11 protein-coding genes are annotated in these 13,153 nt (G+C 56.8%); 10 read left to right on the top strand and 1 reads right to left on the bottom strand.

Annotated elements, in window-relative coordinates:
- Positions 1 to 362: 362 nt before the first annotated feature.
- Together A6M21_RS09605 and A6M21_RS09600 are read left to right on the top strand one after the other, a co-directional pair.
- The gene (locus A6M21_RS09605) at positions 363 to 968 is read left to right on the top strand and encodes a DUF3786 domain-containing protein (RefSeq protein WP_242868818.1); all 606 of its coding nucleotides are present in this window, start codon (positions 363 to 365) and stop codon (positions 966 to 968) included.
- A 12-nt stretch (positions 969 to 980) separates the two neighbouring features.
- Positions 981 to 1,550, top strand: coding sequence for an NUDIX domain-containing protein (locus tag A6M21_RS09600; protein ID WP_066668190.1), 570 nt, complete (start codon positions 981 to 983; stop codon positions 1,548 to 1,550).
- On the opposite strand, the gene A6M21_RS09595 is transcribed toward A6M21_RS09600, so the two are convergent.
- Positions 1,488 to 2,138 (bottom strand): septum site-determining protein MinC, encoded by a 651-nt coding sequence (locus A6M21_RS09595; protein ID WP_066668185.1) that lies wholly within the window; start codon positions 2,136 to 2,138, stop codon positions 1,488 to 1,490. The genes A6M21_RS09600 and A6M21_RS09595 overlap by 63 nt on opposite strands.
- Positions 2,139 to 2,310: 172 nt before the next feature.
- Between A6M21_RS09595 and A6M21_RS09590 the strand changes: the two genes are divergently transcribed.
- From A6M21_RS09590 to A6M21_RS09550, 8 genes are all read left to right on the top strand, one after another.
- Complete coding sequence (locus A6M21_RS09590) at positions 2,311 to 2,598, top strand: MTH1187 family thiamine-binding protein (protein WP_345788095.1); 288 nt, start codon at positions 2,311 to 2,313, stop codon at positions 2,596 to 2,598.
- Positions 2,599 to 2,653: 55 nt separating this feature from the next.
- Complete coding sequence (gene galT, locus A6M21_RS09585) at positions 2,654 to 3,706, top strand: galactose-1-phosphate uridylyltransferase (protein WP_066668184.1); 1,053 nt, start codon at positions 2,654 to 2,656, stop codon at positions 3,704 to 3,706.
- Positions 3,699 to 5,192 (top strand): glycogen synthase GlgA, encoded by a 1,494-nt coding sequence (glgA, locus tag A6M21_RS09580; RefSeq protein WP_066668182.1) that lies wholly within the window; start codon positions 3,699 to 3,701, stop codon positions 5,190 to 5,192. The genes galT and glgA overlap by 8 nt, the downstream gene beginning before the upstream one ends.
- Positions 5,193 to 5,356: 164 nt before the next feature.
- Entirely contained in the window at positions 5,357 to 6,754 is a 1,398-nt protein-coding gene (locus tag A6M21_RS09575; RefSeq protein ID WP_161486045.1) for a sigma-54 interaction domain-containing protein, read from the top strand.
- A 357-nt stretch (positions 6,755 to 7,111) separates the two neighbouring features.
- Positions 7,112 to 8,251, top strand: a complete 1,140-nt coding sequence (locus A6M21_RS09565) for an acyl-CoA dehydrogenase (RefSeq protein ID WP_066668382.1) — start codon at positions 7,112 to 7,114, stop codon at positions 8,249 to 8,251.
- Positions 8,252 to 8,449: 198 nt separating this feature from the next.
- Complete coding sequence (locus A6M21_RS09560; protein WP_151191882.1) at positions 8,450 to 8,731, top strand: hypothetical protein; 282 nt, start codon at positions 8,450 to 8,452, stop codon at positions 8,729 to 8,731.
- A gap of 172 nt (positions 8,732 to 8,903) precedes the next feature.
- Positions 8,904 to 10,871 (top strand): acetate--CoA ligase, encoded by a 1,968-nt coding sequence (gene acs, locus A6M21_RS09555; RefSeq protein ID WP_066668173.1) that lies wholly within the window; start codon positions 8,904 to 8,906, stop codon positions 10,869 to 10,871.
- A 354-nt stretch (positions 10,872 to 11,225) separates the two neighbouring features.
- Entirely contained in the window at positions 11,226 to 12,857 is a 1,632-nt protein-coding gene (locus A6M21_RS09550; RefSeq protein ID WP_066668171.1) for an AMP-binding protein, read from the top strand.
- The last annotated feature ends 296 nt before the right edge of the window (positions 12,858 to 13,153 follow it).

The raw sequence follows: 13,153 nt of genomic DNA, 5'->3' as shown, positions 1-13,153 counted from the left end.
GGGTGCTGCTGACACCTTCGCCCGTTGATTTACTTTACTAGCAAATTATATCAGGTTTATCCCGGCCGGGCATTGAATAATGTTTTCCTGAACAGGCGCACACTGGCAAAAAGCAAAGTTTTCTGTTTCAAAAAGGAAACAGGGTTTAAATTTTCCAAACCGGTTTGATGCATCCGCCGGGCGGTTTTCCCGTTGACGGTATCCGTCACAGTTTTTCCAGCATTTCATACTAAAGAGCACGGCCGTTTCAGCGTAAAATAAAGAATAAACCATTTTCTTGTCGGAGGAAGGAAAAACATGGTTTCGTGCCGAAGCCTGAATCCGGGGATGAATTTCTAGGAGGGATTTTAGTTTTGGCCTGGATGAATTTGCAGCCTGCCCTGGCGCAGGCCAGACTTGCTTTTGCCGCCCGGGATGCGCAGGCCATGGCCGACAATGCGGCGGCGGCTTACCGGCCGGAAACGGGAGAGTTTACGGTTGCCTTCCTCGGTGACCGATACCAGGTTTTTTACCCTGGCGGCGGGATCAAAAAAATCGGGGCGGAGCGGGAAGAGCCGCTGGAAATACAGGTTGTCCTGCTGCATTACCTTGGTCAGGCCGGTCCGGCCAGACCGGAAAACCGCTGGATTTCTTTCAAGGAACTGCCGGGCGGCTCTATTTATACCGGTCCCTTCACCAACCGTTCCATTCTGCCCCTGGTCGGAATATTTGGCAACCGGCCGGATGAGCTGGTGCGGGCCGGCCTGCTGCTCGGCGGGAAGCGGGAGCAGGCGGGCGACGTGGCGGTGAGCATTCCCGTGTTGCCCAAGATCCCGCTGGCTTTTGTGCTTTGGCCGGGGGACGATGAATTTCCGCCTTCCGGCAATGTGCTTTTCGATGCTTCGGCGCCGCGTCATCTGCCCACCGAGGATTATGCCTGGCTGCCCGGTCTGGCGCTGGCCAAAATGAAATCGCTGGCCGGGATCTGAGGGGGGAACGCGATGAGCCTGCTGGAAAAAACTTTGAGCTCACAGCTGGTTTACCGGGGAAAGGTGCTCAATCTGCGTCTGGATACGGTCCTGCTGCCCAACGGCTGCACCGGCATGCGTGAAGTGGTGGAATATGCCGGGGCGGTGGCCGTAGTGGCATTGGGCGGGAACGGCGGGGTATACCTGGTCAGACAGTACCGCTATCCGGTAAAAAGGGAACTGCTAGAAATACCGGCCGGAAAAATAGAACCGGCTGAAGAGCCGCTGGCCTGCGCCCGGCGCGAATTGAGCGAGGAGACGGGGCTTGTCGCCGCCCGCTGGCAGCAGTTGTGCAGCTTTTATTCCACTCCGGGTTTTACCAACGAGGAAATGCATCTTTTTCTGGCCCGGGATCTGGAACAGGCCGCGCAGCACCCGGACCCGGACGAATTTGTCCAGGTGGTCGAAGTGCCGCTGCCGGAGGCGCTGGCCATGATCAGCCGGGGTGAAATCTGCGACGCCAAGTCGGTGGCCGGCCTGTTATTGGCGGCACGCTTCCTGTCCCGGGAAGAGGGGGGTCAGGATTATCCGTCGACCGGATAGGCTTGCTGTTTGCGGCCCGTCGCCGGACGGCAGGGCGTCTCCGGGCGTTTCAACGCCGGCGATGGCCAGCCGGACCGGGGTCAGGCGCAGGGCGGCAATGCGGGCGCGGGTGTTGCCGTCTGTGCCGGCGTGGACGCTGCCGGCACAGACGCCCATGATGATTATATTTCCTCCGGCGTTGACCACTGCTCCCGGATGAACGTCGCCGGCAACAATCACATGATTGCGGCAGTTAATTTCCTGTCCGGAACGCAGCGTGCGCCGGATCAGGCCGGCCGGTTCGCCGGTGCCTGCGGCGGCGGGACGTAACGGCGGTGCGGCGCTTTTGGCGCGGCGGGGTGGCCAGTGCACTTCCGGTGACGGGATCAGGCCGTATTGCCGGCAGATGTTCTCCAGTTCCTGGCGTTGCCGGACGCTGATCGCCGTGTGTCCCTGATAGACGGTAAACCTTGCTCCTTTGAAAAAGCCCCGTGAAGAGTCCATTTTGCGCTGCAGGTACTGCTTGATGTCTTCAAATTCACGGCTGGGGTCCAATAATATGACCAGGCCTTCCCTGGTTCCCTTGATGCTGACCATTTCACCGGCCATAACCAAAACTCCTTGTTAATAAGCTAATTTGGATAATATTTCGATTTGAGACGTCACTTTCCTGCCGTTGTCGAAAAATTTGTCTCAAACTGCATAAAAGGGGCCGCTTTGCGGTAACTTTACATTGAACGATATCCGGGAATGTTCCGGCGAGGGGGTGAAAAAATTGCCGGTGGCGGAAATTAATATTGTACCCATGGGGACACCGGGTCCCAGCGTCAGCAGTTATATCAGCAATTGCTACCGGGTGGTGAAGGATGAGCCCGGGATAAAGCACCAGCTGACACCGATGTCAACGATCATTGAAGGTGAGCTGGAGCAGGTATTGAACGTGGTTAAAAAGATGCACCAGGTGCCATTTAACGACGGCGTACAGCGTGTGGTGACCTCCATAACCATTGACGACCGACGTGATAAACAGGATTCCATGGAAAAGATGGTTGATGCCGTTTTGCATTGACTAATCCCGGAGACGGCCTTTTTAGAGCAGGGGCCGCCGGAAAGGGGGAAAAAAGTTGCCGGAATGGAGAAAGGATCCGCTGGTTGATCGCTGGGTGGTCATTGCTACCGAACGGGGAAAGCGGCCGTGTGATTTCAAGGTTGTCAGCGACGAAAAGAAAGGCGGCCGCTGTCCCATGTGCCCGGGACATGAAAAAGACACGCCGCCGGAGGTAACCGCCTTCCGGGAAACCGGTTCCCGTCCGGATACGCCGGGGTGGTGGGTGCGGGTGGTGCCGAACAAGTTTCCCGCCGTACGCATCGAAGCACAGCCCGGTGTGCGCCGCCGCGGTGTTTTTGAAGTCATGGACGGCCTGGGGGCGCACGAGGTGGTGGTGGAAACCACCGGGCATGATACCGGCCTGGAGTTTTTGGACGAACGCCAGGTGGAAGAAGTAATCTGGGCCTGGCAGCAGCGTTCCCTGGATCTGCGCAAGGATGCCCGTTTTAAATACATCCAGATCTTCAAGAATTTTGCGCAAACCGCCGGGGCTTCGCTGGAGCACCCCCACTCCCAGATTGTCGCCCTGCCCATGATTCCGCCGGATATAAGCGAAGAACTGGCGGGCATGAAACGCTACGCGCAAAACACCGGCCGGTGTCTGATTTGTGACCTGCTGGAACAGGAATTGGGTGAACAGGAGCGGATCGTTCAGGAGTCGGGAAAATTCGTCTGCATTGCGCCTTACGCCTCCCGCTTCCCATTTGAGGTGTGGATTGTTCCCCGCGAACACCAGCATGACTTCGGCGGCATCCGTGCCGATCAGGTGCCGGACCTGGCCCTGGTTCTGCGTGCCACATTGCGTGCCATTCACGACAGTATCGGCCGGCCGCCCTACAACATGGTGCTGCATACCGCGCCGGTAAATGTAGCGGATACCATTCACTATCACTGGCATCTGGAGATTCTGCCCCGGCTGACCGTGATGGCCGGTTTTGAACTGGGTACCGGTTATTATATCAATCCGACGCCGCCGGAATTGGCCGCACAGGTGCTGCGGGACCAGGAAACCTTCTGTCCCCCGCCTGTCTATCAGCAAACGGAACGGGAGGTGACGCATTATGTTTGACCGGCCGCTGAAAATATTGCTGGTCTCTTCGGAAGTGGTTCCTTTTGCCAAAACAGGCGGGCTGGCCGATGTGGCCGGTTCGCTGCCCAAAGCGCTGGCCACTGTGGGCAACGACAATCTGGGCAATGATGTACGGGTGGCCCTGCCGCATTACAAGGGTATTGAAGGGGCAGCCTACCGCACCGACTTCCCGGTGTTGTTCAACAACCGGGCGGAAACGGCCATCATCCGGGAATCCAGCCTGGAAGCCCAGTTCGAGGGCGAGCACCGGATGATACCGGTATACCTGGTGGATAATCACCATTATTTTTACCGCGACCGGATGTATATGTTTGCCGACGAGGCGGAGCGGTTTACTTTTTTCTGCCGGGCGGTGCTGGAGATGCTGCCACGGCTGAACTGGCAGCCTGATTTGATTCATTGCAACGACTGGCAGACCGGCCCGATCCCGTTCTTTTTACGGGTGCGCTACGCCCGGGATCCTTTTTACAGCCGGATGGCCACTGTGTTTACCATCCACAACCTGCAGTACCAGGGCAACTTCCCCCGGGAAACGCTTGACCTGCTCGGGGTGGGGGATGAATATTTCACCCCGGATCAATTGGAATTTTACGGTACAGTCAGCTATATGAAGATGGGTATTCTTTATGCCGACGTGATCAACACGGTGAGCAAAACTTACGCTGCTGAAATTCAGCGTCCGGAACTGGGCGAGCGGTTGGACGGCCTTTTGCGCAAGCGCAGCCACGACCTCTACGGTATTGTCAACGGGATTAACTATCACGAATTCAACCCTAAAACAGATCACCGCATTCACCGGAATTTTGACCGGGACAGCGTAGAAAACAAGAAAGAAAACAAATATGCCCTGCAGAAGGAAATGCACCTGCCGGTACGGGATGTGCCCGTGCTCGGCCTGATTTCCCGGTTGGTGGATCAAAAGGGATTGGACCTGATTGCCGGTATCAGCGATCAACTGCTTGCCCAGGATGTGCAGTTCGTGGTTCTGGGCAGCGGCGACCGGTATTATGAAGATCTGTTCCGCAGCCTGCGCGAGCGCTATCCGGAAAAAATGGGCGTCTATATCGGATTTAACGCCATTCTGGCCCAGCGCATCTATGCCGGGGCGGACATGTTCCTGATGCCGTCCAAATTCGAGCCCTGCGGCCTGGGGCAGCTGATCGCCATGCGCTACGGTACCATCCCGGTCGTCCGGGCCACCGGCGGACTGGCCGATACGGTGCATGACTATAACCCGGCCACCGGATCGGGCAACGGTTTTGTTTTTTCCGAATATGACGGGGCGGCCCTGTGGGATGCCGTCGGGCGGGCGATCAAACTTTACCGGGAACATCCGGATCAATGGCTCAAGCTGGTTAAAAGCGCCATGGAGCTGGATTTCTCCTGGGCGCGTTCGGGAGTGGAGTATCTGCAGCTCTATCAGGAGGCATTGAGCAGGCATCTGGCGCTGGCCAAAACAGCGTGATTGGAACACCCCGTTCCAGAAGGCCCGTTGAATAAGCGGTTCACTGCAAAAACCACCCGTTGGCGGGTGGTTTTTGCAGTGAAATTTAGTCCTGTACAATTATGCCGGCAGTTGTTAAAATATTCACAGAAGTCAAAAACATTTTTGCCGGCGGGTGGTGCTTTGTGCCTGATCCGGTCCGCTATTCGGCGGATGAACTGCTGCAGTCCATTTTTGACAATGGCCGTGAAGGCATTCTGGTTGTTGACACCGGCGGGGTGATCCGGCAGGTTGCCGGGGCGGTGACCGGGGCTTTGCACCGTACACCGGAACAGCTCGTGGGACGGGTGCTGGGTGAGGTTTGCCGCCGGGGCGCGTTGCAGTACATGAACCGGGTATTGCTTTCCGGACATGCGGAGTACGGTAAAATGGACACCCTGGGCGGGCGCGATGTGCTGGTTGATTATCTGCCCGTGAAACGGGGGCGGAAAATCTGCGGCGCCCTGGTGCGGATGACCTTTTTAAGTGCCGGGCAGCCGGCCCTCCAGGCGGAAAAAAATGTTCCGCGCAGCAAAAAATGCACGGCAACGCTTTTTACAGTGGATCAAATCGACGGCTCCAGCCCGCAAATGCTGGACCTGAAAGAAACACTGCTCAAAGTGGCCCCGCGCAACTCCAACGTGCTGATTACCGGCGAAAGCGGCACCGGCAAGGAACTTTTCGCTCATGCCCTGCATACCGCCAGCCTGCGCCGGTCCGGTCCTTTTGTCAAAATCAACTGCGCCGCCATTCCGGACTCATTGCTCGAATCCGAGTTTTTCGGCTATGAAGAAGGCGCATTTACCGGCGGGCGCAAAGGCGGCCAAGTGGGTAAACTGGAACAGGCACACGGGGGGACGGTTTTCCTGGATGAAATCGCTGACCTCTCCTTCGCCCTGCAGGCCAAGCTGCTGCGTTTTATCCAGGACCGGGAAATCCAGAAACTGGGCAGCCGGGAGATCAAGGTAGCCGATGTGCGGGTGGTGGCCGCCACCAATGTAAACCTGGAGCAAATGGTTAAATACAAAAAGTTTCGTGAAGATCTGTATTACCGCCTGAATGTGGTCAACCTGACCATTCCTCCTTTACGGGAGCGGAAAGAGGATATTCCGGCCCTGGTTGACCGGTTTATCCGGAAATTCAACCGCACCTTTAATTTTAACGTCACCGGCGCCGCCCCCCCGGTGCTCGCTGTTTTCCAGCGCTATGCCTGGCCGGGCAACGTCCGCGAACTGGAGAACACCATTGAGCGGGCGTTCAATGTACTTGAGGGCGGTGTGATCAAGCTCCATCATTTGCCCGCCCACCTGTCTTCACTGTCCGGGCAGGAGCACCTGCTGTCCGGGGCGGCCGTCACGGACGGCAACCCGGCCGGGCCGGGCAACCAGGGCATGACTTTGGGTGAAATGATGGAGAAGACGGAAAAAATGGTCATCATGCAGGCTTTGATGCAAAACAAGGGCAACAAGGCGCGTACCGCCCGGGCGCTCGGTGTTTCGCGCCCCGGTTTGTACAAGAAGCTGGTTAAACACCATTTAATATAATTTTAAATTTGTCAATGATCATAAACACTTGCCCGGAAACCGGCGGGCCGGTTGAATTGTCCGGTTTGTGTAAGCAATGGTTTACACTGCTCCTGCCGGCCGGCGCCGTTTTTTGCTCCCAAGACAGTTGAAGTGTTGTTTTTGCCTGTTCACCCGCTATTTTATGCCGTTCGTAGATAAATCCGGTGTTGTTGCGGCGGATCTGCAGTAAGAAATCACGGCGGATTGCGTCACCGCCGTGAGCACGCCAGGAAGGGAGGCAGCAGGATGATACCGGCGGATTGTGCCGGGAAGGACGAACGGTGGGTAACTTGTTAACAGAATATTTGGAACAAAACATAGCGGGGAGGAATGCGGGTGAACTTTGACCTCACTCCGGACCAGCAAATGATTCGTGATGTGGTCCGGGATTTTGCCGACAACGAAATTGCCCCCCGGGCGGCTGAAACCGACCGGACGGGCCAGTTTCCCATGGACATCGTAAAAAAGCTGGCGCAACTTGATTTGATGGGGCTGCCCTTTCCGGAACAGTACGGCGGCGCCGGCGCGGATAATGTCAGCTACTGCCTGGCGCTGGAAGAAATTACACGTGCCTGCGGTTCGACCGGTTTGACCTATGAGGCGCACATCTCCCTGGGTTGCATGCCGATCTACCTGTTTGGCACGGAGGAACAAAAGCAAAAATACCTTACCCCCCTGTGCCGGGGCGAATGCCTGGGTTCCTTCGGCCTGACGGAGCCCAACGCCGGTTCGGACGCCGGCGGTACACAGACCACCGCCGTACTGGAAGACGGCCAATGGGTGATCAACGGCTCCAAGTGCTTTATTACCAACGCCAGTTTTGCCCGTTTCGTGACTATCACCGCACTGACCGACCGCTCCCGGGGCAAGCGGGGCATCAGCGCGCTCATCGTTCCCACCGATGCGCCCGGATTTACCGTCCGCGCCGGTTATGAAAAACTGGGTATGCATGGTTCCAACACCACGGAACTGTTTTTTGACAATGTGCGCGTGCCGGCGGAAAACCTGGTCGGCAAGCAAAACCAGGGCTTCAAGCAGTTTTTAAGTGTGCTGGACGGCGGGCGCGTGGCCATCGGCGCCATGGGGGTGGGTATCGCCCAGGCCTGTCTGGAAGCCTCCCTGGCTTATGCGCAACAAAGGGTGCAGTTCGGACAGAGCATTTCCAAATTCCAGGCCATTCAGTTCAAATTGGCCGATATGGCCACCCGGATTGAACTGGCCCGCAACATGTACCTGAAGGCCGCCTGGCTTAAGGATCAGGGCCGTCCGTACAGCAAGGAGGCGTCCATGGCCAAGCTGTACGGTTCGGAGATAGCCACCCGGGCCGCGTTGGAGGCCATTCAGATTCACGGCGGGTACGGTTACATCAGGGAGTTTCCAGTCGAACGCTACCTGCGGGACGCCAAGCTGCTTGAAATCGGCGAAGGCACGTCGGAAGTGCAACGTCTGGTGATTGCCCGGGCGCTTGGTTGTTAAAAAAAGAGAAAAATCCCGTTAGGACATGCAATACAAAGGGCAACAAAAAGATTGGACCTGCCGGGGACACTGATTGTTCAAACCGGCAATTCGGGAGTTCCCCGGGAATTCACGCCTGTGGAGAGCCCCGCGGCGGAAACGGGAAACCGTCCCGTCGCGGGCCGGCGGAAAACTTTTCTACGAAGAAGGGAGCGGCTGATGAAGAGAAAGTACCGGGAAAATGTCATTTTGCCAAACGGCATGCTCAGCCGCCGGCAGCGCGCGGCGGCCAAGGAGGCCATGCTCTGGTTGCTGGGGCGCGGTGACTACAACTGTGCGGAGATGTCCGAACACCTGGGGTTGACCGAGGAACTGGTCAACCAGCTTGCCGATGAACTGGCCCGGGCCGGCCGGCTGATCCGGGGGGAAAGACAGGTTTTGCGCCTGCGTGATCCGATCAGCCGGTGGTGGGAAGGTGGACAGGCGCGGACACCGGTTTAAGAAGACATGATGTGCCGGTTCTTTCGGGTTTAAGAGCATGCGGTCGGGGGAGGGGGGGATGATGTGCCGGGCGCCGGTCCGGCCGGGGAACCGGCCGGACCGGCAAACGCGATTTTTTTAGGCTGGAAGGCCGGTATTTGAAAAAACTCGTCAGGTGGGGGGATGTAAACATATGCCGGAAGTAAGACCGGAAGAGCTGAAAATGATCAAGGAAAGCAAGCTGTATTTTCCGCCGCCGGATAAAGTCAAACAGTCTGTAATGGGCAGCGTGGATGCTTTTAACGCTTTATTGCGCAGGTCATGGGAAGATCCGGCCGCTTTTTGGGCGGATGTTGCCGGTGAGTTATACTGGATGCAGCCCTGGGAAAAAACGATGGAAGACCGGATGCCCGGCTTCAGATTCTTTGTCGGCGGTGTGACCAATCCGTGCTACAACCTGATCGACCGCCACCTGGACCAGGGTGCGGATAATCGAATGGCCCTGATTTGGGAGGGTGAGGACTATCAGACCAAGTTTTTCACCTACCGTATGCTGCATACGGAAGTCTGCCGTTTTGCCAATGTGATTAAGAGCTTCGGTTTGGCCAAAGGGGACCGGGTGGCCATTTTCCTGCCCAATCTGGCGGAAACGGTTATTGCCGTACTGGCCTGCTACCGTCTGGGCGTCCTGTTTAATACGGTGTTTTCCGGCTTTTCCGAGCGGGCGCTGCACGACCGTCTGGTAAACTACGAGCCGCAATTGATCATCACCGCCGACGGCGGGTACCGCCGGGGACGGGAAATGCCGCTGAAATCCAAGGTGGATGAGGCGGTCGGGGATCTGTCAAGCATCAAGGGTGTGGTGGTGGTCAAGCGCACCGGCAGTGAAGTAAGCATGCAGGCGGGCCGCGATCACTGGTGGCACGAGCTGATGGCCGGTGTCCCGCTGGACTGCCCGCCGGAGCCCATGGAAGCCAATGAGCCCGGTCTGGTATTCTACACCAGCGGGACAACGGGCAAGCCCAAGGGCATTGTGCATTCCAGTGTGGCCTTTGTGGTGAACAACTATGTCTACGGCAAGTTCCACATGGATCATCACTCCAACGACATGTTCTGGTGTACCGCCGACATCGGCTGGCTGACCATGCATATCTGGGGTATTGCCGGCGCACTGGCCAACGGCGTGACGACCATTTTTTATGAAGGGGCGCTGGACTGGCCCAAACCGGATCGTTTTTACCAGATGATTGACAAATACCGGGTGAATAAATTGTTTACTGCGCCCACCGCCATCCGTATGCTCATGCGTTTCGGGGAAGAACTGATGAAACCTTACGATCTCTCCTGCCTGGACGTTCTTTCCCTGGTTGGTGAACCGTTCAATCCCGAGGCCTGGCATTGGGCGTACAACAATTTGGGCAAGCGGCGCATTTACATCAATAATACGTGGGGACAAACCGAAACCTCCGGCTGCCCCCTGGCCGGGGCGGCCTGGATTACCCCCATGAAGCCCGGTTCCTGCGGCATCCAGTTCCTGGGCGCGCAGATGGATATCGTGGACGAAGACAACAATCCGGTGCCGCCCGAAACACCGGGCAACCTGATTATCAGGCGGCCGATTCCGATGATGGTGCGTACATTGTGGAAGGAGCCGGAGCGCTATGTCAGGGAATATTTCAGTCAGGTGCCGGGCGCCTATTATGCCAATGACGCCGCGATCAAGGACAAGGACGGACACTTCTGGGTAACCGGCCGGATTGACGATGTGTTCAATGTGGCAGGCCACCGGTTGAGCACCATGGAAATGGAAAGCGCCATCATTGAATGTCCCGGAGTGGCCGAGGCGGCGGTGATCGGCGTGCCCGACGAGATCAAGGGCCTGGTTCCGGTGGCCTTTGTCACCCTGCGCCAGGGCTATACGGGTGATCCGGCCATGGAGGAGGCAATTAAGCAAAAGGTCGTTGACAACATCAGCAAAATCGCCATTCCGGCCCGGATTTACTTCACCGATGTGATGCCCAAAACACCCAGCGGGAAGATCATGCGCCGTTTGCTCAAGGAAATAGTGGTCACCGGTGAGATCAAAGGGGATATCACCGGCCTGGAGGATATGGCGGCGGTGGAAAAAGTGAGGGAGGTTGTGGCCGCCCAAAGAAGGTAAGGATTCCCGGAAGAATAATCCGGAGTACGGACAATCGGCCGGGGAGGGGACTTGCTTTTTCTCCGGCCGGTTGTTACTGTGACAAACATGTCTATTATCCTCTACATTGACAATGGTGCCCCCGGAACGGTGGTACAAAAAAGGGTGGGCATTTTGTGAAAACAATGGTTTACAGGTGAGGATGGACATGTAAATCTTTTAAGCGGCGAATTTAAGCCGCTTAAAAGAAAAATCTGAAATTTGGCACTGTTCTTGCTTGTCTTATCAATGGCAACCGGCGGGAGGGGGTGCATCAACCGGATATTTCTTTGATGTGGTTTTGTGATCCTGCTGCAACTAAGGAGGGTATATAATATGGAAACACATAACATGATGGACTACGATCAGGAATACGCCGCATTTAAATGGGAAGTACCCGAGTATTTCAACTTTACCCGTGATGTAGTGGACAAGTGGGCCGCGGATCCGGACAAGCTGGCCATGCTCTGGGTGGACGACGACGGCAATGAGGTGCGCAAAACCTTCGCCGGTTTTTCGCGGGCGGCCCGGCGGACGGCCAATGTATTAAAAGCGCAGGGTGTGAAAAAAGGCGATGTGATTGTTCTGCTCCTGCCCCGTCTGATTGAATGGTGGGAAATCAACCTGGCCGCCATCCTGATGGGGGCGGTGATCAGTCCCGGCACCACCCAGTTGACGCCCAAGGATCTCAAGTTCCGTTTTGACGCTGCGGAAGCAGTTTGCGTGATTACCGACAATGAGAATGCGCCCAAGGTGGACGAAGTAATCGGGGAATGCCCCACCGTCAAATCACGCATCATGGTCGGCGAGTCCCGGGAGGGCTGGCTGGACCTGCGCGCGGCCACGGCCGGCGCCTCCGAGGAGTTTGAAACCGTGCCGACCAGAAGCGATGAAAACGCCATCCTCTATTTCACTTCCGGCACCACCGGTTATCCCAAGATGACCGTGCACACCCACGTTTCATTCCCGCTCGGGCACCTGATCACCGGCAAATACTGGCTGGACCTGCGTCCGGAAGACCTGCACTGGAACCTGAGCGACACCGGCTGGGCCAAAGCCGCCTGGAGCAGCCTGTTCGGTCCCTGGAACATGGGGGCGGCCCTGTTCGTGCATCACTCGCCCCGCTTCAACACCAAGAAAACACTGGAATTGTTGCAGCAATACCCAATTACCACCCTTTGCGGCGCGCCGACCAACTACCGCATGCTCGTGCTCGAGGATTTGAAGCAATACAAGTTTCCCACCCTGCGCCACTGCGTGGGCGCCGGCGAGCCTTTAAACCCCGAGGTGATTGAAACCTGGAAGGAGGCCACCGGGATCATCATCCGGGACGGTTACGGGCAGACCGAGTCGGTGCTGATCTGCGGCACCTTCCCCTGCCTTGAACCGCGCTTCGGTTCGATGGGCAAGCCTTCTCCGGGATTCGACCTGCAGGTGGTTGACGATGAAGGAAAGATCCTGCCGCCCGGACAGGAAGGGGACATTGCCGTGCGGGTGAAGCCGGAGCGGCCGGTGGGTTTATTCAAGGAGTACTGGAAAAATCCCGAAAAAACGGCCGGCGTGTACCGGGGCGACTGGTATATCACCGGCGACCGTGCCTACAAGGATGAAGACGGCTATTTCTGGTTTGTCGGCCGTTCGGACGATGTGATTCTGGCGGCCGGTTACCGCATCGGTCCGTTCGAGGTGGAAAGCGCCCTCTTGGAGCACGACGCGGTGGCCGAGTCGGCGGTGGTATCCAGTCCGGACGAACTGCGCGGCGAGGTGGTCAAAGCCTTTGTCATCCTGGCTCCCGGCTACCAGCCCTCCGATGAGCTGGTCAAGGAGTTACAAGATTATGTCAAAAAAGTGACCGCCCCGTACAAGTATCCGCGCAAGATTGAATTTGTGGATTCCCTGCCCAAAACGGTCAGCGGCAAGATCCGCCGCATCGAGTTGCGTGAAAAGGAATGGGCGGGCAAGAGATAATATTGCGCTTGCTATTTTTCCGGGCGGGATGCTGGTCCCGCCCGGTTTTTGCGTACCGCATTTGAGAGGGCGGGTATTGACCGGATGCGTGAAATCTTTTATTATATGAGTGAACGTTCAATCAGAAAGCCCGTATTATGTCTACAGTGTTTCTTTTTGTAGACAGACGGGAAGGGCTTGTATTTTTCCCGCAAGAACGGTAAAGTAATTATTGATGGGGGGTGGCGCACGAAACCTGTCTATTTTCATGGCACCCGGAACTATTCCCCAGCCTGCCCCGGGCAGTTTGAAAATCG

This window comes from Desulfotomaculum copahuensis (genome assembly GCF_001655685.1).
Taxonomy (GTDB): Bacteria; Bacillota; Desulfotomaculia; order Desulfotomaculales; family Desulfovirgulaceae; genus Desulfotomaculum_G; species Desulfotomaculum_G copahuensis.
The sequence above is the reverse complement of the archived record's forward strand: the minus strand, read 5'-3'. Positions and strand labels throughout refer to the sequence as shown.